Below are 24,702 nucleotides of genomic sequence, written 5' to 3'. Positions count from 1 at the left end.
TAATGATGAATCTTATAAAAATATAAAATTAACAGTTAGCTATACCTGAAATTTGCCAATGGAGCGCTAATAAATTATTTTTACAAATATTTTAGAACAACCTTCCTGAAGAAATTTCGAAAAATATTGCTAATTACTTTGGCGTCAATCATTTTGCTATTGACGACAACATGGGTGCTGATACAAATGCCTCCCGTGCAAAACTGGCTGATCGATAAAGTGACGGCGCGCCTTTCCAAAGATCTGAAAGCAGCTATAGAAATCGGCAGCGTTGATTTTTCCCTTTTTAATAAGATGAACCTGCAGCGGGTGTTGGTAAAAGACCAGCAAAAAGACACCATTCTGAGTGCGGGCGAAGTGACCGTGAATATCACCGACTGGTTTTTTCTTAAACAGAATGTGGAATTAAAATATATCGGGCTTAGAGACGCTTATATTCGCTTGCAAAGATCCGATTCTGTGTGGCGCCATCAGTTCTTGCTTGATTATTTTACCACACCCGATCAGCCTAAAAAGAAAAAAAAGAGTTCGATCAACCTGGCCCTGCGCGAAGTGGATCTTAAAAATATCCTCGTGCGCCAGCAAGATGGATGGGTGGGGCAGGACATGACGATTTCCCTGGCTTCGCTAAACACCGTTTCGCGCAACGTAGATTTTAGGAAACGGGTTATCGACATCAAATCTTTAAATATCAACCAACCCTATTTTGCTATTCGAAACTATGATGGCAACAAGCCGCCCGGCAGCGCGATCGCGGTTCCGAAACCGGTTGTAACCGACACCAGCGCTATCGACGTCAATGACAACAAATGGAAAATTCAGGTCGGCGCGATCCGCTTAAGAAACGGCACTTTTAAAAATGACAACGACTCTCGGCCGCTCGAACCGGAAGCGTTTGATGGAAAACATATCGAATTTGCAAAAATAAATGGCGATTTTATCGACGTGAAATGGGAGATGGACACGGTCTCTGCCTCTATCAAGCTAAGCACAAAAGAGCGAAGCGGCTTTCATGTAAAACATTTGATCGCCGATGCCCGGTTTACGCCGAAGGAGATGACCTTTGAGAACCTGGACATACAGACCAATGACAGTCACCTGTCGAACTACTTTAGCATGCGCTTTGATAAATTCAGCGACATGAGTGATTTTGAAGAAAAGGTGCGCATGGAAGGCCGTTTTCAGGAATCGGAAATCAATAGCGATGATATCGCCTATTTTGCGCCGGATTTAAAAACATGGAAGAAGCGCATTAGAATATCGGGCAATGTCAAAGGCCCCGTATCATCGTTAATTGGGAAAAACCTGGATATCCGCGCCGGCGCCGACACTTATTTTCAGGGCGATGCTTCCATCACGGGCCTCCCCGAAATACAAAGCACTTATCTCGATATCAAAGCCAATGAATTTAAAACAGTGTATGCGGATGCCATCGCGTTCATTCCACCTTTGAAAAATATTACTTCGCCAGATTTGAGCCAGTTAGGGTTCGTGAATTTCAGCGGCAATTTCGCTGGCTTTATTAATGACTTCGTGACTTATGGAACGATACATACGGCGCTGGGAACCGTAAAAGCCGACGTGAACTTAAAACTACAGAATCCTAAATACCCGATCTATTCAGGAACGGTAGCTACCGAAGGGCTAAATCTCGGCCCGCTGCTTCGCGACGACAATCTTGGATTTATTAGTTTAAACGCTACTTTAAAAGGCGCCGGTTTTCAAACTAATAGCGGCACGATTGCGCTCGACGCGAGGATAAAATACCTGGATTATAAAAAGTACCGCTATCAAAACATAACGCTGGACGGAGAGCTCAATAAAAAGATTTTTGACGGCTCTGTTATTATCAACGACCCTAACGCTATTCTAAATATTAACGGCCTCGCCAATTTTACCAAGGAAGTGCCTGAGTTTAATTTTTTGGCGCATATCGACACGGTCAATTTATTAAATACAAAGCTGGTTGAAGAGAACCTGGCTTTTAGCGGCAACATAACGGCGCAGTTTTCCGGCAATACCATTGACGACTTTTTGGGGTATGCTAATATTTCGCAAGCCTCGCTGACCCGCAACAACCTGCCGCTCTCTTTTGACTCGCTTTCGATCACTTCCTCGGTTGTGGATAGCGCAAAACATTTGAGCGTCGCGTCCAACGAATTTAATATCGACGTTGACGGGATTTTTAACATCCGCGACCTCCCCAATTCCGTTACCGCGTTTCTCAACAGGTATTATCCCGCGTATATTAAACAACCGCAGTCGGAAGTGCCCAGGCAGTCCTTTACTTTTGATATCAGGACAAACGAGTTTGATCAGTTTGCAGCCCTTATCGACAGCAGTTTGCAGGGGTTTGATAATAGTCGTATCTCCGGCGGTATCAACATGGACCGGAATACGCTTTTTCTCGATGTCAACGTTCCTTACTTTAAATACAGGCAGTTCAGTTTTTCAAACACCGATATCGACGCGGAAGGAACGTATGATAGTCTTACACTGTACGGGAGCGTTTCGAACATCGGCCTGACGGACAGCATGCAAATACAGTTGGCCACCTTTAATGTGCATGCGAATAATGATATTTCCGAAGTAAGCATTTTTACCGGAGCCGGTGGCGATCAGGCCATAGACCAGGCGCGGCTCAACGCGATCGTGCGCACTTACAGCAACGGCGTGGGTATCAGCTTTAGCCCGTCTAGTTTTGTGATCAATGGCAAAACCTGGAATATTGAAGACAAGGGAGAACTTGAATTCCGGAAAAATACGCCCACCCACGGACTGCTGGTTTTGAGGGAAAGTAACCAGGAAATCCGCATTGAAACTATGCCTTCTGATGTGGGCAGCTGGAACGATGCGGGCATTACACTTAAGAATATCAACCTTGGAGATATCAGTCCCTTCCTGCTGCCGCGCAACCGCCTCGAAGGGCTGGTAGATGCGCATGTGCTGATTGAAAATCCCGGCAAAACAATGAAGATTAATTCAACTGATTTTGTGGGCCGTGGCATTCGCCTCGATAACGATTCTATCGGTGACCTCAATGCTACTATTGTTTTCGATATGGCCACCCAGGAATTGATGGTTAACGGCAAAACTTTGGGCTCAGCTGATAAGAGCCTGGTTTACGATGTACATTTGTATCTTGAAAGCCAACAAACGCAGGCCAATAATATTATTTCTTTAACGCCAACTCATTTTGATTTAAAATATATCAACCGCTTTTTAAGCTCGCTGTTTTCGAATGTCAGCGGCGATATAACCGGCAATTTTGAAGTCAAGGGGCCTTTGAATGCACTTTCGGTTGTTGGGAAGGGCCGGCTGCATAATGCAGGGCTCATGGTAAACTTTACTCAATGTTATTATAAAATTGAAGACCGGGATATTCAGCTCAGCGAAAATGAAATCAATCTGGACGGTATCGTATTGGAAGATACCATCACCGGCAACCCCGTTTATTTGCGCGGCGGTATTTTGCATAATGCTTTTGAAGACATGTTCTTTGATATTACTGTGTCAACCCGAAAGCCGGGCACGCGCGATGCACGTAATAACAGGCCGGTGCAGGTGTTAAACACTACTTATGCGGATAACAAATTGTTTTACGGGAATGTAAAAGCGACCGGTTCGTTTGTTTTGGTGGGAGAGGAAGACAATAGTTATATGAAGATAGATGCGATCGCATCTGATGAAACAGAAAGTGATTTCACCATTGCGTCCGCCAACAGCTATGCGGGCAAAATGCCTGAATGGATGGTGGAAAGAAAGTACGGCGTAGAAGTAACGGATAGTTTGGCGAACGCGGCGGAAGCTTCCAATATGACCTACGAGCTCGACGTGACGGCCAATCCTAAGGTCCTGATGAAATTTGTGATGGATGATTTAACGGGCGATCAGATTTTCGGTCGCGGATCGGGCACGCTGAATATTAAATCGGGCACTACCGAACCTCTGGCGATCAAAGGCCGGTTCGACATTGACGAGGGAACTTATAATTACACTTTCAAGTCGTTCTTTCCCAAACCCTTTGAAATTATACGCGGAACGGAAAATTACATCTCGTGGACGGGCGACCCTTTAAAGGCAAATATTAATATCCAGGCCAGATACAGGGCCGAACGCGTAAGTTTCGCACCTTTAGCCGGCATCAATATTGATCGAAGCTATGCCAACACGCGCGAAAATGTGTATGTGTACGCCACACTCACAGGTGAGCTCTTTAAGCCAGAATTTAAGTTTGAACTTCAATTAGACCCTAATAGCCGTTATAACAATGATTTTAACGTAACCAATGCTTTGCAGCAAATTGAGCGCAGCCAGACAGAGGTGACGCGCCAGGTTACCTATCTGATTGTTTTCAACAGCTTTGCACCGCCGCAAACCGGCGTCTCTAATATTGGCATTGGCGCTGCGGTGAACGAGCTCACGTATAATACCATATCGAGCTTATCAGGCTTATTCTTCAACGAGGTGAGCAAGAAGCTGAACAGCGCATTGGCTTCGCTGCTCGGGCAAAACGTAAGAGTGAGTTTCAGCGGATCGGTGTATAACCGCGACGTATTTGGTTTTTCTCCCAATAATTTTAATATCAACCAGGCTAATGTCAGTGGGGCGCTGTTAGTACCTCTATTCAAAGACCGATTTGTTATTTCTGTTGGAAGTTCCCTGGAAGTGCCCCTGCAATCAACGCTGCAACAAACGGTGCAGTTTCTGCCCGATGTAACGGCTGAATGGCTGCTGAACCCCAGCGGCACGATCCGGCTTAATTTATTTTATAGAGAAAATCTGGATTATTTAACCACTTCAAGCACGGGTGCCGCGAAGCTTAAAAGAACGGGTGGCGGTATATCTTTTAAAAGAGAATTTAACAATTTGCGCGAAGTGTTTTCCAACGCCCGGAAGCGCGCCGAACGCGAGGCAAGGAAGAATGCGCTTCCTCCCGATTCTTTAAACCGGGTGCAGCCCGTTACCACCGATAAAAAAGACGATAGCCTGATTCCCAAAACAATTCAGGAAGTAGAGCCTTAGCGTTCTTGTCATTTAAGCTGCACGGATATAACAACCGGGAAATGGTCGGAGGGAAATTTTCCAAAGTAAGTATCCGTGAGTACACCCCATTTGCGAGCCTGCCACTCTTTGGTGAGAAAGATATGATCGATAATGGCGGTTGTCGTAAAGTCTTTTTTAAATCCATTAAAAGAACTGTTGTTTTCGTAGGGGAATTTGACATCCTTATAACTGTCTCTTAAGATGGTGGAGCCGGCCAACAGCTGATAGGGTTCTGATGCGCGATCGGCGTTAAAATCACCGGTCAGCACTGCTGGTGCGTTCTTCGCAATGGTTCCTATTTTTTTCAGCATCAGCTTACTGCTTTCAACGCGGGCTACTTTTCCCTGATGGTCGAAATGGACATTGAAAAAGTAAAACTTCTTTTTGGTTTGCTTGTCTTGCACATACACCCAGGAGCAGATGCGGTTGCAGCAGGTGGCATCCCAGCCCAGCCCGGGTTTATCGGGCGTTTCCGATAGCCAAAAATCTCCGGATGCCAACAAATGGAATTTATCTTTTTTATAAAAAATAGCGGAATGTTCGCCCTGGTCGCCGCCATCGTCGCGGCCTTTGCCGTAGCGGGCATAATCCGGCAAAGCTTTTATGATATCCGCTAATTGGTGCGGTTGCGCTTCCTGTGTTCCAAAAATATCAAAGTCATGAAAGCGTATCAGGCTGGCTACATAAGCTTTCCGGTCTTGCCATAAATTCCCGATATCATTCTTATTATCAAAACGGAGGTTGTAGGAAGCAAAGGAATAGGTTTGCGCCTGTGTAATTACTGTGAAGAAAACGGCAGCCAATACAAGGCAGCATTTAAGGGATTTTTGAGCAAAAATCATCTGACAAATTTTTAAAAAATGAATGGCAAAGCAAGAGCTGTTACTTTGATAATCGGGCCGAAGATAACAACTTAGTTAAAACGCGCGGGCCTTTTAAATGATATAATCGTTAAATCACCGCAACTTTTTTGCACCTGCCGCCGCTGCTTTTTCTTCATTTTCTCTTAAGCGGAATTGCACGATCCTCTTAATCAGGTCAAGAGGCAGCGGCTGGTCGAGCGGAAACTGAATGGTGCCCTTGCCGCCTTTATAAGCGCTCAATTCGGCAGCAAATTTTTCGTGATCGCGCGGAGCGGGATAAATGCTGGTGTGTTTTTTATAGCCCGAATAGTAGATAAAGTATTTCCCATTCAGCTTGAAGCCGCCGATGCCGTAGCTTAGCCCTTCTTCCGCCTTGGGCGCTGTTTTTTTAATAATGTTGCGAATTTTTGCCACCGCTGTTTGGGCTTCTTCAGGAATGGTGGCCAGGTAATCGGTAATGTTTTCGGGCTTCGGCATCATTATGATATTTAAATTGTCAGTTGCTAAAAATCGTGCCCCAGCTTTTCGCGCTTGGTTTTAAGATACCTTTCGTTATGCTCATTGGGAGTGATGATAATCGGCACATTTTCCACAATCTCCAGTCCGTAGCCAATCAGCCCCACTCGCTTTTTAGGGTTATTGCTCATCAACCGAAGTTTGGTGGCGTTCAGGTGCCGCAAAATTTGGGCGCCCACGCCATAATCACGTTCGTCCATTTGAAAACCGAGATGGAGATTGGCTTCCACGGTGTCCATGCCCTCTTCCTGAAGTTTGTAAGCTTTCAATTTATTCATCAGGCCAATGCCACGGCCTTCCTGGTTCATGTACAAAATGATGCCTTTTCCTTCCTGTTGAACCATCTGCATAGCGGTTTGGAGCTGATCGCCGCAGTCGCAACGCAAACTGCCGAGTATGTCGCCCGTAAAACAGGAAGAATGCACGCGGGTGAGCACAGGTTCGTCTCTCGACCATTCGCCTTTTACTAGCGCCAGGTGTTCGTTGTTGCTGTTTTTATCTTTAAATGCCACCAATTGGAAATCACCAAATTTAGTGGGCATATTTACCCTGACAATTTCTTCAATCAGCGAGTCGCGCTTCAGGCGATATTCGATCAGGTCCTGGATGGAAATGATTTTCAGGTCAAACTTCTCGGCTACTTTGAGCAGGTCGGGCAAGCGAGCCATACTGCCATCTTCATTCATTACTTCCACCAGCACACTGCCGTAAGGATAAGGAAATCCCGCCAGTCGCGCCAGATCGGTGGCCGCTTCTGTGTGGCCTACGCGGCGAAGCACGCCGCCTTTTTTTGAACGGAGCGGGAAAATATGGCCAGGGCGACCCAAATCGGCCGGATTAGTAAACGGGTTGTTCAATGCTTCAATAGTCTTTGACCGGTCGTGGGCCGAAATGCCGGTAGTGCAGCCATGCCCCAGTAGATCAACAGAAACGGTGAAAGCTGTTTCATGAAGCGCCGTGTTATTGGTCACCATCAGCTCGAGCCCAAGCTCATCACACCGGTCTTCAGGGAGCGGCGCGCAAATCAACCCCCGGCCATGCGTCGCCATAAAATTGATCATTTGCGGAGTGATCGCCCCCGCAGCGGCAATAAAATCGCCTTCATTCTCCCGATCTTCATCATCCACAGCTATTACAAGTTTTCCTTGTTTAATAGCTTCTATAGCGCTTTCTATCGAATCAAGCATGAAATACAAAATTTTCGCAAAGTTAAACAATTTAGCGCTGTCAACTCTTAAATGAGCCAACACTCGCTCCGCCGGCGGGCTTTCTTAACCGGTTTTATCAACATTCATAAACCATCATTATCGCTAATAATCAGAGTATAAAACAACTTAAATGTCGTTTTTGTTGCCGTTTTTTGCGGGCAGAAAGCCGATTATCGGGCCGGCGCATTTTTTTTAAATTGTTTTAGGGGATTTTATAGTGTATTCGTCTCTTTTTTAATAGGAACAACGGACGGAAACGAATTTGTAAACCAACAAATGCTTTGCCATAGAACATGAAATAGAAATACAGATGTTGATGGAGGCGGTAGCTGTTTTAAACGATACAAAGTCGTTTGAAAAGCTATACCATTTGTTCTATACCAAACTGCTGCGTTTTGCTGATGCCATTACAAATGATCAGCAGGTGGCAGAGGAAGCCGTGTCGGAGGTTTTTGTGAATATCTGGCGCAACAGGGCCAGGTTGCTCGAAATTCAAAATCTGAACAGCTATCTCTATATCGCAACTAAAAATATCGCGGTCCGCTACAGCATTCGGCATGGAAGGCGATCAGCGCGGGAAATGAACGAACTCGAAATAGCGCAGGCGAAATACGATCATACACCGGAAGATATTTTACTCAATAAGGAGATTATCAGCGAGTATGAGGCGGCGGTGGCGCAACTGCCGTTGAAATGCAGGAATATTTACAGGTTGGCCAAGCAGGATGGGTTGCGGTATAAAGAAATAGCCGCCATCCTGAATATTTCAGTGAAAACTATTGATGCGCAGCTGGCCATCGCCATTAAAAAAATCACCGAAACGGTTCGGTTCATGTATAAAGCCGGGTAAAAATTTAAATTAAAACAGATGTCCTTATCCAGATTATGGCAACTTGCGGCTAAGAAGCTCACCCAGGATATTACGCTGGAGGAGCTCGAAGAATATGAGCGGCTTTTGCAGCGGCATCCTCAGGTGGCGGCCCGGCTACAGCTACATCATGAATTTTTTTCAAACCGGCAGGAAGCGGCGGCTGATGCGCAATCAAAAGCGGCCTGGCAGCAACAGCTTAAAAAGCTGACTGCCGAATTCCCTGAAGATTTCAGGCCGATCGACACATCTTTTTCAGGCCAAAAGAAAATGCGCTGGCGAAAGTGGCTGGCCGCCGCCGCTGTGGCGACGGGCATTTTGCTTATCAGCTATTTTTTGTGGAACCCTGCCGAAAAAATTACAACCGCGTTGACCAACCCTGCGCCCGCAAAAGTAAAAACCGGTCCGCACGATATGGTATTGCCAGACGGATCAAAAGTAACGCTCAACGAAAACAGTAATATCTCGCTGAGCAAAGGTTTTGGGATTGACAACAGAGACCTGATACTCGAGGGCGAAGCTTTTTTTGACGTAGCACATAATAAACAATTGCCCTTTACTGTTCAGGCGCGCTCGGTGCGGATAAAAGTGCTAGGCACTGCTTTTAATATACGTGCTTACGCCGATGAAAACGAAGTAGAGGCTTCATTAATTAGAGGAAGCCTGGAAGTTACCGACAGCGCGCAAAAAGAACTGCGTTTATTGCTGAAGCCAAACGAAAAAATTACCATTCCTGTAATTCCTCAGCAAAGCCGCAGCAGTGGTTTCCGCGACTTTGATGCATTTCCCTATAAAATGGAAACGCTTGAAGCCGAACAAACCAGCGGCATCATTCCTGAAACTTCCTGGATGCAGCAAAAGCTCGTGTTTAACAGCGAGTCGTTTGCCAGCCTGGCCGAAAAGCTGGAAAAGTGGTATAAGGTATCTATCACCATCCAGGACTCGAGTCTTGCCAAGGAAAAATTTACCGGCGTGTTTGAAAATGAAACGATTGATGAAGCGCTTACTGCCTTGCAATTTACTTTTCCTTTTCGGGTTCAAAAAACCGACAAAGGGGCTTATCAGATAAAAAAATAATTACAGCAAAAGGAGGTGCGGGAACACCTCCGATTGCGGTAATAGCAGCGTGTAAACCACTATTACTCACTTTTAAAAACCAATGCAAGTTATGCAAAAAATTAAACCAGCAAAGGATTGCGCCCTGTTGTGGCCGGTCCGGAAAATTTTACTATTTATGAAGATGCTTATGATACTGCTTACGGTCGCTTGCCTGCAGGTGAGTGCAAGCGGGTTTTCGCAGGAAACGGTCAGTTTAAACCTGAGGGAGGCCAATATTAAAGAAGTGCTGGCGGCGGTGCAACAACAAACAGATTATCGGTTTATTTATCATGATAAAGGCAGGCTTGATAAAGAGTTTGTTACCATTCATGTGAAAAATGCGTCGGTGCGGCAAATTCTCGATGCCATTCTTGTCAATACCAATTACAGCTATTCCTTGCTAAACAACCGCCTGGTGGCTATTACGGAAACCGGCCCTAAAATCAGGCCGATTACGGGTAAAGTAACGGACGCTAAAGGCGATCCCATCGCTGGCGTTTCGGTTCAGGTCAAAAATTCGCAAACGGGTACTATTACAGACGCCAATGGGCAATTTTCGCTCGATATCCCCAGCGGCACTGTTTTGGTGATCTCCGCGGTAGGGTATGTGACCAAAGAAATTGCTTTGGACAATGAAAATAGCGTCAATGTTATGCTGGAGGCGATGGAAACCAAAATGGACGAAGTTGTGGTGGTGGCCTACGGCTCTGAGTCGCGCCAGACACAAACGTCGGCAGTGTCAAGTATTAAAGCGTCAGATATTGTAAACATACCCAGTGCGCAGTTATCGACCAGCCTCGCGGGCCGGCTGCCGGGCGCTCAAATCGTTCAGAACTCAGGATTTGTAGGAAGCAACGCCTCCATTTCGATCCGTGGTGCAGGCCAGGCCCCGTTGTATGTGATCGATAACGTGGTAAGTGATAAAGCGCAGTTTGATGTGCTCGATCCCAATGAAGTGGAATCGGTGAGTATTCTGAAGGATGCGGCCGCAGCGGCCATTTATGGTGCGCGCGCTGCCGGCGGTGTGGTCGTGGTGCAAACAAGATCTGGGAAAAAAGGAAAAGTGAAAGTGAATTATCGCGGTATTGTTTCCACAAGCCGGACGGTTGATCCCTTGCAGGACTGGACGCCCGAGCAAGAGCTGATCTACAGAAACAGTGTGGCGAAGCATAACAACCGCGCCAGCGCCAATCCCGATCCGAATTTTCAGGTACCCTTTAACGAAGAAGCGCTTGCCTACGCCAGAACCATCCAGCCGCAAAGCGTGAATGATATTCTTTGGAGAAACCCTTTCGCACAGCAACACAGCCTCGACGTTTCGGGCGGAAGCGACAATGTGCGCTACTTTTTTTCGGGAAATTACAGCAACAACAAGGGAAGTTATGACCATACCAGCTTTGATAAATATACATTGAGAGCCAAAGTTGATGCAGACGTTTCCAAAAATTTAAAAGTGGGAACAAACATCAGTTTTAATCGCAGGAATACCAATCGCTTTTTCTGGCCTTACGACAATGATGGAGGTGAAGGTTTTACGGTGGCTGATTTCTACCGCCCTACGTTTAATTTATCGCGCTTATATCCTTTCTATGCGAAAGCAGATGGAACGCCGACTACTGCCGACGATCCTGAAGGATATCCGACCATTCAACCCGGATGGGGCTTTAACCCTGCGCAGATCGTAAACTCAGTGAACTATCGCGATATCCTTTATAACACGTTCAATGCGGTGGTGAACGCTGAGCTCCAAATACCTCAGGTTAAAGGGCTTTCATTAAGGGTTTTAGGAAACTATCGACAGGATAATCTTTTCCAAAAAGATTTTATCGGCGAACATAATATCAGCTACCGTGTACAAACGGTGGGTTCTTCAGGTATTGACCTGCTAAAACTTGCGCCGTTAAAATTTGATGCCAACAACCGGGTGGTCAACAACTATGGCAAATCGTTCACTTCAATTGATGAAGAAACCTATCTCGATGAACGGTATCAAACCAACATGTTTATTGATTATACGCGTTCTTTTGGCCAGCACCGCCTGACTTCTTTTGTAGGGGTGGAGCAATACCAATTTAGCCGTAAATATATGAATGGAACGGCCGAAGATTTATTGACGCCGAATATCGATCAGATACTAGCTGCCAATCCGGCCAGGGAACGCCGCAATTTCAATGGTTCAGAGTTGAACCAGGCGCGCCTGTCTTATTTTGGCCGGGCTAAATACGACTATGCTTCTAAATACATCGCTGAGTTTTCATTCCGTCAGGACGGCTCTTATATATTCCCCGAAGGCAAACAGTTTGGATTTTTCCCTTCTGTGGCTGCCGGCTGGGTCGTTAGTAAAGAACAGTTTTTTAATGTTGATCCGATAAGCACCTTGAAAGTGCGTGCTTCTTACGGAACGACGGGATACGACGGTATCGACGGGCTCAGCACGAATATTGCGCCCTTCCAGTTTCAGAACAACTACAATGTGGTGAATAGTTTTACCGGCACCGGTAATGGCGGTTATGTTTTTGCAAACTCAAGTTTGACAGGGCTGGCGCCGCAAAATGTCGTTCCCAATCCTGATATCACATGGGCCATTAATAAAACAATTAATGGTGGTATAGATATGGGATTCTTTAACGACGCGCTTACGTTCTCGTTTGATTATTTTACCACCAAAAGATCGCGGATTCTCGTATCGAGAAGTGAAACCATTCCTGGTACTTTTGGCACCAGTCTGCCCCAGGTGAATATTGGAGAGCAGAAAGTGAGAGGTTGGGAAGCAACGATTAATTATGCACAGTCACGTGGCGATTTTTATTATTCCGTTGGTTTAAATGCGGGCTATGCAATCGATGAGTATGTAAGCTGGCCCCAGTCGGCCAATTTGCCTGCCTATCGCAATCTAATCGGTCAGCCCACGTCAGGATTGGTGTACGGCTATGTATCCAAAGGGCTGGTTAAAGATCAGGCTGTGATCGACGCACTTCCAGCCGGATTTACGCAGTTTGGCCGCGACGTTCAACTGGGATATGTTTTATTGGAAGATATTAATGGCGATGGATTTGCACCCGGTGCGGATGGTAAAGTGGATGTCAACGACCAAACGGTTATTTCAACGAATGCAGTGCCGCGTTTAAACTTTGGGGCGCCGATTGATTTGCGTTGGAGAAATTTCTCTTTAAATATTTTCTTGCAGGGTGTAGGGTCTTACGACAAATTTGTAAAAACGTTGAATACCGACGCTTCCGGTGGTGTGTTTCAGTTGGCCGACCGTCCTTATTTCGAACTTTGGACCGAAGCTTACGAGCCTGATTTGAATCCCGGCGGAAAATATCCCACGCCATCCAACTCCTGGACGGATCCTGATCGCTCAGGGTCGTCTTCTACTTTCTGGATCAGAAACGGCGCATATGTAAGGTTGAAAAACCTGAATATTGCTTATGCTGTTCCCAAAAGTATTATCAGCCGTGTGGGGCTTCAGGGCGTTCAGCTCAATTTAAACGCCACCAACCTGCTCACGCTTAGTTCGTTTAAAGAGCATGACCCCGAGCAGCGCTCGCTGGATTCTTATCCCATTTTTAAAACGTATTCTTTTGGGCTGAACATTTCACTTTAATTCAGCACATAAAAACACTCAAAAAATAAACACATGGAATTATATAAATATAAATGGATCGGATTGTTTGTGTTGATGGCTGTGAGTTTGGGCTGCAACAAAAACGTCCTGAATGTGAAAAATTTAAACGCCATCGAGCCAGGGCTTACCTGGAGCGATCCTGCGCTGGCCAACGCCTATCTTGCTAATCTGTATAAAAGGGTAATGCCTCCCGGCTGGCCTGCACGAAGCGGCGCCTTATATGGCGGACTGGGCGTTGACGATACGCGCGGCATTATCAATCAGAATTCTATACAGGCTTCAAGTCACCCCTGGTCTGGTGTTTTTGAAGATCAGTATGTTGATATCCGGCAAATGAATATTTTATTGAAGGAGATTGAAACCGGAACGCTGGATCAGGCGACCAAAGATAAGATTGTCGGGCAAACGCTGTTTTTGAGAGCCTACAGCTACTTCCTTTTAGTGCGCGTTTATGGCGGCGTGCCAATACTGCTCGAGCCGCAGGAATTGGGTCAGGACCTTCAGGTGGCCAGGGCTTCAACCGCGGAAGTTTTTACCGCTATTGAAGCCGACCTTACCAAAGCTGGCCAGTTGCTAAACGGACAGGTTTTTGCCGACGGCGATAAAGGCCGTATCGGATCTGCGGCGGTGGCTGCACTAAAGGGACGCGTGGCGCTTTATAAAGCAAGCCCCTTGTTTAATCCTTCCAATCCCTATGGCAATAGCTATTGGCAGGCCGCTTACGATGCGAACCTCGCCGCTAAGACTATGCTTGATGCCGACGGATTTGGCTTAAATCCGTCCTACTCCGGCATTTGGTCGGTTGGCAATGAGGGAAATAAGGAAGCTATTCTTACGGTGAAGTTTACCGCTCCAACACGCACTGATGGCCGAAGGGAACAGGGCGCCAGGCCCGGCTCGCAAACGGCCAACGACGCAGGCGCTGATAACCCGGTTTGGGCGCTGTTGCAGGCTTATCCAATGAAAGATGGATATGCCATCGGGCAGAGCCCGAATTATACCTACGATGAACAAACATTCTGGAAAAACCGTGATCCGCGTTTTGATGAATCGATCGTGTATAATGGCGCTGTTTATGAAAGCGGTGGGATTGCCGGCAGAAGGCAATATACCGACGATATGGTAGCCAACAACGATGATGCCTATAAATTAGATCCACAGGCGCGGGGAGGAACCGGCACGTACACGCGTAAAGGCATGCAGCCGGAGTTGAAAAGAGCCGAAGTGGCACAGAATTCAGTTGACTGGATCGAGATACGGTATGCTGAAGTTTTATTAAATCTTGCCGAAGCGGCCAACGAAGTGGGCAAAACGCCCGAAGCGATTGCCTTAGTGCAACAGATCAGGCAAAGAGCAGGGATTGACGCAGGAAGCGGCAATTATGGTATCACGGCCAGTAGCCGCGACGACGTGCGAAAACTTATCTACGCGGAACGCTTTGTAGAATTTGCTTTTGAAGGGCAGCGGTTTTGGGACCTGAAACGTTCGCGCACGCTGACCAGCTTAAATGGTACTTTAGAAAGGGGCGTTGCGTCTACGCTGAAACCCGCCAACTTGCCTGTCGATCCGGCCAAAAGGGACGGCTATCAATATCTTCCGGAAGATTTTACTTACAGCTTTGGCCCCATTCTAAAAGCGCCGGCGGCTGGCGTAACTTTTGATATTCCTTCTAATTTTTATTTTGCGCCCATTCCGATCACTCAAATACAGAAAAACCCGAAACTGGAGCAAAGTATCGACTGGGGTGGCTCTTTTAATCCTACTTTAGAGTAAAAACGATAAAGCATCAACTTGTATAAACCTGCATGATTCGGGTTTATACAAGTTTTTTTAGTATACATCTTGTTCCTACGCCGGCCTCAGCCTTGCCTGTCGGGATTTACCACACGATTGTCTTATAGCAATTGTAATTTTGCCAGCGCTCAAATTTATCGCGATGAAACGTTCATTATAAAATTTTTGTTTTATCACACAAGGGAATGAAAATGTTATCCTGGCAAGTTCCCTGCCCGAAAGTTCAGGCGGCCCTGCCCGAAAGTTCAGGCGGGCATTCGACCCATAAAACCATAAAAAATTACGATGAAAAAAATTCTTTATGTCCTGTTGCTCCTATCGGCACAATATGTGGCGGCTCAGCAAAAAGTGGTGGATCTTACTTCGATTCGCTTAAAAGGTTTTACGCAGGAGGTCATGGCCCCCGCGGTTAACAAAGCCATGCACGGGGCCAAAATGAGGGTAGCCGGCCGGAGATTTGATAATGGTTTCAGCGTACACGCTCCTTTCTCGGCTTCGGTTTATCTGGGTAAAAAGGCATCAGAATTTACCGGTTTTATTGGCGTTGATGATGGTGTTACCGACTGGCCCGAAAAAAGTAAAATAGATTCTTTCGCGCGCACTGATGGTTACAAAACCTATTTTTTTTCTGATCCTGCCAGCCAGCAACAAACTTTGCTGGGCGTAGGCTACCAGCTTCAGGAAATGCCAGCCGGCTCAATAGAAATGATTGTAACAGGCGATGGCAAAGAACTTTGGCGCAGCGGAATTTTAAAACAGAAAGAGAAAGCGAAGCCGTTTACTATTGATCTAAAAGGCGTCGAACTTTTACAAATCAAAATAACAAATGGCGGTGATAATATTGGCGGCGATATGGCCGATCTGGGCCTGCTGAAAATAACAACTACTGCACCCGAATTGGTGCAGTTTGTTGATGAAGCCGATCTCGGCGCGCTTCGACGGGCAAATCAAAAACTGTCGCCCGAAGTAATGGCTAACATTCAGCAATTACCCCTTCATACAAAAAAAGTGGCCGCGAAGGACTGGCTGTTGGCCACACCCCAAATCAAAGCTACTATTGAGAGAAGCGCCGGCAACCGGATCATTTTGTCTAACGGATTGGTGAGCCGAACCATCGTCGCTGCACCGAACGCCGCGACGGTAAGCCTTAAAAACCTGGTAACGGGAGAAGAATATGTCAGGGCGGTAGAACCCGAAGCTATCATCAAAATCAACGGGCAGGCCTACGATGTGGGAGGACTGGCAGGACAGGTGAACCGGGGGTATTTATTAGATGAATGGATCAAAGATATGTATGCGGTGCCGGGTTCTTTTGTGTTGAGCGGTGTTGAAGTAACTGCGATAAAACCGCAGATAGCCTGGAAGGCAAAGCGATGGATAGCGGCCACACAATGGCAGGCAACGGGCCAGGAGCTCGTGTTATCTTTCACACATCCGGTTTTAACAGGCGTCGTAGTGAAAGTACATCACAAAATATATGATCATATCCCACTGATTGCAAAAACGATTAGTGTTATTAATAACTCATCTGAAAAAATATCGATCGATCATTTCACAGGGGAAATTATTGCTTATCCCGAAAAAGAAAACTTTGTTTCCGTTCCGCGCGTGCCATGGAGTAAGCCCAATTTTTTTATACAAAATGATTATGCTTTTGATGGCATGAGCTATGAAGAAAGCAATCAGTCCATTTCCTGGGAAACTGATCCGGCTTACACGTCCCAGGTCAACTATCAATTGCAAACACCATGCATTGTAAAAAGCCAGCCGGCAATCGGCCCGGGCCAAACCCTCGAGCGCGGCGAAAGCTGGATAGGCTTTAACACCTATATTTTAGCGCTGGACGGAACCGATATGGAACGCAATACTTTAGCGCAGCGTAAAATGTACCGCGTCCTTGCGCCCTGGATTACTGAGAACCCCATTTTTATGCACCTGCGCTCTACCGATCCGAAGGTAGTGAAAACGGCGGTGGACCAATGCGTAGCGACGGGCTATGAGATGATTATTTTAAGCTTTGGAAGCGGGCTGAATATGGAAAATCAATCCGACAGTAATTTGAACAAGTTTAAGGCAATAGCCGACTACGCCCATAGCAAAGGTGTTGAAATCGGTGGCTATTCCTTATTCTCGAGCCGCAGCATCAATCCCGCTACCGATGTGATCGATATAAAAACAGGAAAACCCGGTGGCGCCACTTTCGGCAATGCGCCCTGTTTGGGCAGCGATTGGGGTATAGCCTATTTGAAAAAGCTAAGGCATTTTTTTGAGTATACGGGCTTCGATCTGCTTGAACATGACGGGCCATATCCCGGCGACTTCTGTGCCGCTACCAACCATCCCGGGCACAAAGATTATTACGATTCGCAATGGAATCAATGGAAGCAATCGGTAGATCTTTATCAATGGCTGCGCTCCAAAGATGTTTATATGAATACCCCGGATTTTTATATGTTGAATGGCGCGAATAAAACGGGCATCGGCTATCGCGAAGTAAACTGGTCGTTGCCGAGGGCGCAGCAAATTTTACTGGGCCGTCAGAATATTTTTGACGGAACCTGGCGCCGCACACCTTCAATGGGTTGGACATTCGTGCCGCTGGTGGAGTATCAGGGTGGCGGAGCAGCGGCTACGCTCGAACCTTTATCTGATCATTTAAAAGAATACGCGGCTCATATGCAACAAAATTACGGCAGCGGCGTGCAGGCCTGTTACAGGGGAAGCCGGCTCTACGACACCGAAGAAACGCGCCTTGTGGTGAAAAAAGAAATTGATCATTATAAAAAATACCGCGACATATTGAACGCTGATATCATTCATTTGCGCCGCCCTACCGGGCGGGATTGGGATGGGATTCTTCACGCCGATCCCTTGCAACAACAAAAAGGATTTGCCATGTTGTATAACCCGCTTACAAAACCCATTACTACTACTATCAGGCTGCCGTTATATTATACGGGGATTTCAAAAGTGGCCAGTGTGAGCGTCAATGGTAAGCCAGCAAAACTTTACCCGGTCAACGGCGACCACGAAATGCGTATAGAATTGACTATTCCTGCCGAAGGCAATACCTGGTTGGTATTGGAACAGGGAAAGTAGCGATTTAGGCAGGAAGGGTTATCCGGTCTTTTAGCCAGCTGGCTTTCAAAGGGATGATCCAGCTCTCTTCTAATTGTTGCTTGTTGGCCACCAGGTTGTTAAAGTAAGGCGTATCGCCAGTTAGATAGCCATTATCCAATGCATATTGCACCTGCGTGTAGGGGAGAAGTTGTATTTTATCTTTGATAACAAAGGCAAGTGTGGTGCGATCGAAAAAATTAACGCCGTAGCTGGCTTCAAGCGATTTGATAAAACGTACGGAACTATCGGTGCTGCAGCCGCTGACACTCGCCGCAGTTTCGTCCGCTATCAGGATGACAAACTGCCCGAAAAATAGGAAACCCGCCGCGCGGACATCAGCGCCATGACTCTGCCATTGCGCAGTGAAAGATTCAATTTTTTGTTCGGCATCGATAGCTTCACCCATTGATAAAAGCCGGCTGGCCTGATACACCCAAACGCGAGAAGCGGGACTAAAATCAGCGGGCAACAAGTTTTTATAATTCAAATTCATAATGCAAAATTAACGAGAGCGGGTGAATGGTGAAAAGTGAATGGTGAATGGTCAATGGTGAAAAGTGAATGGTGAAAAGTGAATGGCCAATAGTGAGCGGTCAATCGTTAAGAGGGTTTTCGTCTTCGGGCAAGCTCATATGGGCAGCGATCAGCTCTGCGATATCCATCACTTTGACATTTCCTTCCTGCTCCGCATTTTTGATGCCATCTGTGATCATGGTGTTGCAGAAAGGACAGGCGGTGGCTACAAAATTGGCTGCCGTAGCTAAGGCTTCCTCCGATCTTTCAATATTGACGCGCTTTTCGCCTGGCTCTTCTTCCTTGAACATTTGTGCCCCGCCGGCGCCACAACACAAGCCCTTACTGCGGCAGCGCTTCATTTCCACCAGCTCTGCATCGAGCATTTCAAGAACCTTTCTCGGCGCCTCATAAATATCGTTAGCGCGGCCGAGATAGCAGCTATCATGATAAGTAATTTTTTTGCCTTTGAATTGATGGCCGTCTTTCATTTTAATCTTCCCTTCATCAATAAGCTGTTGAAGCAGGGTGGTATGATGTATGACCTCGTAGTGGCCGCCCAGTTCGGGATATTCATTTTTTAAAGTATTGAAACAATGCGGGCAGGCCGTCACAATTTTTTTAATCTCATAATTATTTAAGATCTGGATATTTTGGTAGGCCATCATCTGAAACATAAACTCATTTCCTGCGCGCCGCGCCGGATCGCCGGTACACATTTCTTCTTTACCCAGGATCGCGTATTTTATTTTTGTGGCGTCCAGGATTTTGGCAAACGCCCGCGTGATTTTTTGGGCACGCTGATCGTAACTGCCCGAGCATCCTACCCAAAACAGGATTTCCGGCGTCGTTCCGCTTGCCATCATTTCAGCCATCGTAGGTATCTTCATCATAATTTTTTTTCTGCATACGCTGTCTTTGGCCGCAGCGTTGCGCGTGTCGGATAAAATTAGCTTTTTTTAACGCACGGGCAGGTATATTTGCCGATAATTCATGGGTATCAGGAAATTTTTTGAGAGACTATCTAACTGGGAGCTGTGGAATTTTTATGTTTTGTATGCTCCGATAACACCAGTCTGGTTTTGGTATTGCCTAAGAAGCCGCGCGTTTTGGTTTTTTACGGCTTCCAATCCAACCATCACCTTCGGTGGGTTTGAAGGTGAAGGAAAAAAGGAGATGTACGCGCTTCTGCCTCCCGAGCTCGCCCCCCAAACACTTTATATCGAATCGGGCCTTCTTTTTAGCGAAGTGCTTTCTAAAATGGAAGCGTTGGGGATTCGATATCCTTTTGTTGTGAAGCCCGATGTGGGCATGAAAGGGATAATGTTTAGAATTATTGAAGATGAAGCCCAATTAGAACGTTATCACGACCGGATGCCCGTTGAGTATATCATCCAGGAAAAAATTGACTTGCCTGAAGAGGTAAGTGTTTTCTATTACCGCTATCCCTGGGAGCAGCGCGGCACGGTTTCCGGGTTTATTCATAAAGAATTGTTGCAGGTAAAGGGTGATGGGAAAAGCACGCTGAAAGCATTGATTGAGGCGCATCCGCGTGCGAAACACCGCTTCGCGGAAATGGAATTGATGCATGGCCATCGGTTTGATCGCGTTATCGATAAAGACGATATTTTTTATTTGTCTTTCGCCGGGAACCACAATCGTGGCGCAAAATTTATTAACCTCGACTCGGAGATAGATGATACCCTCGTAGCAGTTTTTGACAAAATCAGCCATCACGCCCAGTTTTTCTACGGTCGCTACGATATCAAAATAAAATCGGTAAATGATCTGAAAGCAGGCCGCAACTTTATCATTCTTGAATATAACGGCGCTGGGGCCGAACCCAACCATATTTATGATAGCGGGCTCACGATTTGGCAGGCTTATCGAACCATTTTACAACATTGGAAAGCCCTCTACAAAATCAGCAAATACAACGCCGCGAAAGGAAGCGCGAACTGGCCTTTCAAAAAAGGGCTTGACTATTTAAAAGCCGCCAGAAGGCATTTTGCCATCCTGGAAAAATATGAATAGCAACTTAGCTGCCTCGCTGTGAACCGGTGTTCTGTTGTTTGCTTACAAACGCGGCAGCGGAAGGTTTTTGAGCCAACTTGGCGTTCGCAGCCTGCTTTCCCGCCGCTTTCTTATTATCTTTTTTTCCTTTTTTATTGTTTTGATTCAGCAATGACATAATATTCAGTTTTTTCTGTTTTTGATCAATCCAATCACCAAATTTAAAGGATAAACCAATTGAATGGTTGTTAATATTAACAGGCCGCCGGTAATGAGCTGCCCGATTTTTAAAGAAACCAACTGCTTTTGCAAGGGGTCGTTTTGCAACCATTTTTCTAAAATTGGGTTGCTCCATAAAGCCGTGGCCAGCAGGAAGGAAACCAAGACCACCGTTGCTAGGATATGTATTTTGTACAATCTTTCGGACCAGGCCCATTTGATCGTAAACGTGTACGCCAGCCAAAGTGCAGCAAAATAAACGGCCGTAAACATAAAAATATGGGCAAAACTGATAACAATCATCTGCGCGGGCAGATGAATATCCAGGGTTTTCTTGAGCGTGAAAAAGGCTGCAGCAAAAAACAAAACCGAAAAAGCGAGTAATAAGTTATGAAGCGGCTTCAGTAATACCATTTCGCGAAGCTAAGGATTGCTTTTGTCAAGTGGTGATTACATGATAATCATTTAAATTTGCCGTTACTCAAGAAAATAGCATTATGAGCGCAGATAAGCATTTGGAGGAAGAAAAGAGCCTCAATTTTTTGGAAGAAATAGTGGAACAGGATTTGGCGGAAGGAAAATATAAGTCGATAATGACGCGTTTCCCGCCAGAGCCTAACGGATACTTACATATAGGCCATGCCAGCAGCATTTGCCTGAATTTTGGCCTCTCAGAAAAATATGGCGGCGGCACCAACCTGCGTTTTGACGATACCAATCCCATCACCGAGGATACCGAATATGTCGATAGCATTAAAGCAGATATAAAATGGCTGGGGTTTGATTGGGCTAATGAGTTATACGCATCTGATTATTTTGAAACCCTCTACGAATATGCCGTAAAGTTAATCAAGAAAGGCTTGGCCTACGTCGACGATAGCAGCAGCGAGGAAATTGCTGCGCAAAAAGGAACGCCGACACAGCCAGGCCATCGCAATCAATTTGCCGAAAGGTCGGTTGAGGAAAACCTCGAATTATTTGCCGACATGAAAGCCGGAAAATATAAAGACGGCGAAAAAGTGTTGCGTGCCAGAATTGATATGGCATCGCCCAATATGCAAATGCGCGACCCTTTGCTTTACCGTATCAAACACGCGCATCACCATCGCACCGGCGACGCCTGGTGTATTTACCCGATGTATGATTTTGCCCACGGCCAAAGCGACTCAATTGAACATATTACCCATTCCATTTGCACGATGGAGTTCGTTCCCCATCGCGAAGTGTATAATTGGTTAATTGAGAAACTTGAAATTTTTCCTTCGCGGCAATATGAGTTTGCCAGAAGAAACCTGAGCCACACGGTGACCAGCAAGAGGAAATTGCTGCAATTGGTCAATGAAAAATATGTTTCCGGCTGGGATGATCCGCGCATGCCTACTATTGCCGGGTATCGCCGCCGCGGCTACACGCCTGAAAGCATCCGCGACTTTTGTGACCGCATAGGTGTCGGCAAGCGCGATAATATGGTTGATTTAGGCTTGCTGGAATTTTGCGCACGCGAACATCTTAATAAAATTGCGCTTAGAAGAATGGTCGTGTTTGATCCTGTGAAAGTAGTTATTACCAATTATGAGCAGGAAGGAGAAATGTTGACGGCGGAGAATAATCCGGAAAACGCTGAGGACGGCAACCGCTCTATTTCTTTTGGCAGGGAATTATATATCGAGCGGGAAGATTTTATGGAAAACCCGCCAAAAAAATATTTTCGGCTGGCGCCCGGACAAAAAGTTCGCTTGAAGCATGCGTATATTATTCAATGCGACGAAGTCGTTAAAGACGAAGCAGGTAATATAACACAGTTAAACTGCACTTATTTTCCAGACAGTAAAAGCGGCGCTGACACATCGGGCATCCACGTCAAAGGCACGTTGCATTGGGTCAATGCCAATGATCATATTGCCATTCAAATCAACGAATACGATCGTTTATTTACAGTAGAAGATCCTGCCAACGAAAGCAGCGAATTTCAGTCTTATATCAACCCTCAATCGCTCCGCATAGTGGAAGGAGCGCTGGCAGAACCTTCGTTGGCGGAAGCTACCACCGACAACCGTTTCCAATTTTTACGCAAGGGATATTTTGTTTTGGACAAGGATTCTAAAAAGCCGCCGTTTATTTTTAATCGAACCGTGACCTTAAAGGACAGCTGGGCGAAAGCTGGAAAATAACACCTCTCTTTTGGTACCTAATTTGTAAGTTGAAAAGCTAAAGATCTAAAAATCTTCCATCAACTTAGAACGCATGGATATAAAAGAGTTTTTACTGGGCGCCGAAGACTGGCCGTTCATGCTAGAGATCGTATTACGCTGTTTTATATCATTTGTAGTGGTATTGATTGCGCTGCGGCTTACCGGCAAAAAAGGAGTCGGACAGCTTACCGTGTTCGAATTGGTCATTATTCTTACGCTGGGGTCGGCGGCCGGCGATATGGGATTTTATAAGGATGTGGGCGTCCTTTCTGCTGTGCTGACTATTGTCAGCATTATTATTTTCTATAAGTTAATTACCTACCTGCTTTTAAAATCAGATAAATTCGAGCGACTGGTCGAAGGTAAACCTGTGCTTATTATCGAAAACGGTTTATACACTGATGCCGTTGTGCAAAATGAGAATATTTCCTTCGATGAATTTTTCATGGAGTTGCGGCTTGCTGGTATTGAACATCTTGGCCAGATTAAGTATGCCATTTTAGAAGTTAATGGTGATGTGAGTGTATTTAAAGTGCCTAACGAAAAAGTAAAGCCCGGCCTGCATATTTTACCTGATAAAGTAAAAACATTTTACACCGAGCGTTTTCCCGCAGACGGATTATATGCCTGCACGTATTGCGGCACCACCGTCTATCAAATGGCGGGCGAAATCAAACGCTGCTCCAATTGCGGCACCTCCAAATGGTCCGAAGGCTCGGATTCCCAATGGGTGTGAGAAAGCCCGGAAAATAATCCGGCTTATTTACTCCTCAAATTCAATATGTTAAAAAAATATTCGATAGAACTCCCTGAAAATGAATTTGTTTAATTGCTTTTTTTTTATTATATTAACAAAAATGCAGAAGTGTGGCACGATCTTTATTATTAATAAGTACAATACAACGAATTAACGGCTATACCCCGACAACGATATCACGTTAACCAATACGACAGAAGTACAAGAAGCAAAATAGACTGCTGATTCAACGTATGTAATAGTTTTTCAATTTAAATTGATATTTTATAATATTGAAGATTTTGTGTTAGAGGGTTAACACAAAAACCCCAGCCTGAGGCTGGGGGAGGGCTTAGACCTCCTGTTTTTACAGGGGGTTTCTTTATTATACCGTCGTGTATAAAATGCTATTAAATCATAATTTGGAGCAATTTTCATGCCTTAACCGCATTATAGTTGCTTAAAACTGAATTGATTTGATCTCCATCAAAGAAAATTGGGCCTTCCGAATCGAAAACCTAAATTATGACTTCATTTTATTGTGCATACAGCAGGCATAAGTTGCTAACCGTCTTGCCCCAATGGGAAAATTTGGAGAAGCCTCATTTGAATTTCTTTCAATCAGAAAGATACCCTGGCCAACTATCCTTTACATTTGAGACCAGGATATGGCCTTCATCAAACTGGGTGAAAGTAAAATCTGATTTTTCAAGAGAGCTTGTCTTGATTTCATCATGAACGAGGGTAAGTAAGATAATCACCTGCTGAATGAAATCATCGCATTCTGATTTCACAAGCGATTTAATAACTTGATCGTAGCTAAGTCCTGTAGTCATGGTGGTTAGAGTTAGCTCTAAGATACGGCATTTCAATATGTAATCCGAAAAA

17 protein-coding genes are annotated in these 24,702 nt (G+C 45.7%); 9 read left to right on the top strand and 8 right to left on the bottom strand.

The features are described from left to right. Positions 1-138 precede the first annotated feature (138 nt). Positions 139-5,025 (top strand): hypothetical protein, encoded by a 4,887-nt coding sequence (locus ABDK00_RS14390; protein WP_346236677.1) that lies wholly within the window; start codon positions 139-141, stop codon positions 5,023-5,025. 8 nt (positions 5,026-5,033) lie between these two features. Here the strand turns inward: ABDK00_RS14390 and ABDK00_RS14385 are convergent, their stop codons facing one another. The 3 genes from ABDK00_RS14385 to ABDK00_RS14375 form a co-directional block, all read right to left on the bottom strand. Continuing rightward, positions 5,034-5,888 (bottom strand): endonuclease/exonuclease/phosphatase family protein, encoded by an 855-nt coding sequence (locus ABDK00_RS14385; protein ID WP_346236678.1) that lies wholly within the window; start codon positions 5,886-5,888, stop codon positions 5,034-5,036. A gap of 114 nt (positions 5,889-6,002) precedes the next feature. Beyond that, the gene (locus ABDK00_RS14380) at positions 6,003-6,389 is read right to left on the bottom strand and encodes an iron chaperone (protein ID WP_346236679.1); all 387 of its coding nucleotides are present in this window, start codon (positions 6,387-6,389) and stop codon (positions 6,003-6,005) included. A 23-nt stretch (positions 6,390-6,412) separates the two neighbouring features. Then, positions 6,413-7,612, bottom strand: a complete 1,200-nt coding sequence (locus ABDK00_RS14375; RefSeq protein ID WP_346236680.1) for a bifunctional 3,4-dihydroxy-2-butanone-4-phosphate synthase/GTP cyclohydrolase II — start codon at positions 7,610-7,612, stop codon at positions 6,413-6,415. A gap of 337 nt (positions 7,613-7,949) precedes the next feature. Between ABDK00_RS14375 and ABDK00_RS14370 the strand changes: the two genes are divergently transcribed. From ABDK00_RS14370 to ABDK00_RS14350, 5 genes are all read left to right on the top strand, one after another. Beyond that, the gene (locus tag ABDK00_RS14370; RefSeq protein WP_346236681.1) at positions 7,950-8,483 is read left to right on the top strand and encodes an RNA polymerase sigma-70 factor; all 534 of its coding nucleotides are present in this window, start codon (positions 7,950-7,952) and stop codon (positions 8,481-8,483) included. 18 nt (positions 8,484-8,501) lie between these two features. Beyond that, positions 8,502-9,578, top strand: a complete 1,077-nt coding sequence (locus ABDK00_RS14365) for a FecR family protein (RefSeq protein ID WP_346236682.1) — start codon at positions 8,502-8,504, stop codon at positions 9,576-9,578. Positions 9,579-9,735: 157 nt separating this feature from the next. After that, on the top strand, positions 9,736-13,206 hold the full coding sequence (locus ABDK00_RS14360) for a TonB-dependent receptor (RefSeq protein ID WP_346236683.1): 3,471 nt from the start codon (positions 9,736-9,738) through the stop codon (positions 13,204-13,206). A 33-nt stretch (positions 13,207-13,239) separates the two neighbouring features. Next, positions 13,240-15,000, top strand: a complete 1,761-nt coding sequence (locus tag ABDK00_RS14355; RefSeq protein ID WP_346236684.1) for a RagB/SusD family nutrient uptake outer membrane protein — start codon at positions 13,240-13,242, stop codon at positions 14,998-15,000. A 306-nt stretch (positions 15,001-15,306) separates the two neighbouring features. Next, positions 15,307-18,120: an NPCBM/NEW2 domain-containing protein gene (locus tag ABDK00_RS14350; protein WP_346236685.1), complete on the top strand. Its 2,814-nt coding sequence runs from the start codon at positions 15,307-15,309 to the stop codon at positions 18,118-18,120. 4 nt (positions 18,121-18,124) lie between these two features. On the opposite strand, the gene ABDK00_RS14345 is transcribed toward ABDK00_RS14350, so the two are convergent. Next, the gene (locus ABDK00_RS14345; protein ID WP_346236686.1) at positions 18,125-18,634 is read right to left on the bottom strand and encodes a hypothetical protein; all 510 of its coding nucleotides are present in this window, start codon (positions 18,632-18,634) and stop codon (positions 18,125-18,127) included. A 100-nt stretch (positions 18,635-18,734) separates the two neighbouring features. After that, on the bottom strand, positions 18,735-19,547 hold the full coding sequence (locus ABDK00_RS14340; protein WP_346236687.1) for a (Fe-S)-binding protein: 813 nt from the start codon (positions 19,545-19,547) through the stop codon (positions 18,735-18,737). 100 nt (positions 19,548-19,647) lie between these two features. Here ABDK00_RS14340 and ABDK00_RS14335 point away from each other — a divergent pair, with 100 nt between their 5' ends. Further along, entirely contained in the window at positions 19,648-20,688 is a 1,041-nt protein-coding gene (locus tag ABDK00_RS14335; protein ID WP_346236689.1) for a hypothetical protein, read from the top strand. 4 nt (positions 20,689-20,692) lie between these two features. Here the strand turns inward: ABDK00_RS14335 and ABDK00_RS14330 are convergent, their stop codons facing one another. Both ABDK00_RS14330 and ABDK00_RS14325 read right to left on the bottom strand, forming a co-directional pair. Continuing rightward, the gene (locus ABDK00_RS14330; RefSeq protein ID WP_346236690.1) at positions 20,693-20,845 is read right to left on the bottom strand and encodes a hypothetical protein; all 153 of its coding nucleotides are present in this window, start codon (positions 20,843-20,845) and stop codon (positions 20,693-20,695) included. A 5-nt stretch (positions 20,846-20,850) separates the two neighbouring features. Beyond that, entirely contained in the window at positions 20,851-21,300 is a 450-nt protein-coding gene (locus ABDK00_RS14325; RefSeq protein ID WP_346236691.1) for a hypothetical protein, read from the bottom strand. A gap of 83 nt (positions 21,301-21,383) precedes the next feature. Between ABDK00_RS14325 and ABDK00_RS14320 the strand changes: the two genes are divergently transcribed. Further along, entirely contained in the window at positions 21,384-23,057 is a 1,674-nt protein-coding gene (locus ABDK00_RS14320; protein ID WP_346236692.1) for a glutamine--tRNA ligase/YqeY domain fusion protein, read from the top strand. Between the two features lie 73 nt (positions 23,058-23,130). Beyond that, positions 23,131-23,814 (top strand): DUF421 domain-containing protein, encoded by a 684-nt coding sequence (locus ABDK00_RS14315; RefSeq protein WP_346236693.1) that lies wholly within the window; start codon positions 23,131-23,133, stop codon positions 23,812-23,814. A gap of 617 nt (positions 23,815-24,431) precedes the next feature. Here the strand turns inward: ABDK00_RS14315 and ABDK00_RS14310 are convergent. After that, on the bottom strand, positions 24,432-24,650 hold the full coding sequence (locus ABDK00_RS14310; protein WP_346236694.1) for a hypothetical protein: 219 nt from the start codon (positions 24,648-24,650) through the stop codon (positions 24,432-24,434). Positions 24,651-24,702: the final 52 nt, after the last annotated feature.

It is taken from the genome of Niabella insulisoli (genome assembly GCF_039652435.2).
Lineage (GTDB): Bacteria > Bacteroidota > Bacteroidia > Chitinophagales > Chitinophagaceae > Niabella > Niabella insulamsoli.
The sequence above is the reverse complement of the archived record's forward strand: the minus strand, read 5'-3'. Positions and strand labels throughout refer to the sequence as shown.

Coding starts and splice junctions, on each gene's coding strand:
- ABDK00_RS14385 (WP_346236678.1), bottom strand. CDS start 5,888: ATGATTTTTGCTCAAAAATCCCTTAAATGCTGCCTTGTATTGGCTGCC.
- ABDK00_RS14380 (WP_346236679.1), bottom strand. CDS start 6,389: ATGATGCCGAAGCCCGAAAACATTACCGATTACCTGGCCACCATTCCT.
- ABDK00_RS14375 (WP_346236680.1), bottom strand. CDS start 7,612: ATGCTTGATTCGATAGAAAGCGCTATAGAAGCTATTAAACAAGGAAAA.
- ABDK00_RS14370 (WP_346236681.1), top strand. CDS start 7,950: ATGGAGGCGGTAGCTGTTTTAAACGATACAAAGTCGTTTGAAAAGCTA.
- ABDK00_RS14365 (WP_346236682.1), top strand. CDS start 8,502: ATGTCCTTATCCAGATTATGGCAACTTGCGGCTAAGAAGCTCACCCAG.
- ABDK00_RS14360 (WP_346236683.1), top strand. CDS start 9,736: ATGAAGATGCTTATGATACTGCTTACGGTCGCTTGCCTGCAGGTGAGT.
- ABDK00_RS14355 (WP_346236684.1), top strand. CDS start 13,240: ATGGAATTATATAAATATAAATGGATCGGATTGTTTGTGTTGATGGCT.
- ABDK00_RS14350 (WP_346236685.1), top strand. CDS start 15,307: ATGAAAAAAATTCTTTATGTCCTGTTGCTCCTATCGGCACAATATGTG.
- ABDK00_RS14345 (WP_346236686.1), bottom strand. CDS start 18,634: ATGAATTTGAATTATAAAAACTTGTTGCCCGCTGATTTTAGTCCCGCT.
- ABDK00_RS14340 (WP_346236687.1), bottom strand. CDS start 19,547: ATGATGAAGATACCTACGATGGCTGAAATGATGGCAAGCGGAACGACG.
- ABDK00_RS14335 (WP_346236689.1), top strand. CDS start 19,648: ATGGGTATCAGGAAATTTTTTGAGAGACTATCTAACTGGGAGCTGTGG.
- ABDK00_RS14330 (WP_346236690.1), bottom strand. CDS start 20,845: ATGTCATTGCTGAATCAAAACAATAAAAAAGGAAAAAAAGATAATAAG.
- ABDK00_RS14325 (WP_346236691.1), bottom strand. CDS start 21,300: ATGGTATTACTGAAGCCGCTTCATAACTTATTACTCGCTTTTTCGGTT.
- ABDK00_RS14320 (WP_346236692.1), top strand. CDS start 21,384: ATGAGCGCAGATAAGCATTTGGAGGAAGAAAAGAGCCTCAATTTTTTG.
- ABDK00_RS14315 (WP_346236693.1), top strand. CDS start 23,131: ATGGATATAAAAGAGTTTTTACTGGGCGCCGAAGACTGGCCGTTCATG.
- ABDK00_RS14310 (WP_346236694.1), bottom strand. CDS start 24,650: ATGACTACAGGACTTAGCTACGATCAAGTTATTAAATCGCTTGTGAAA.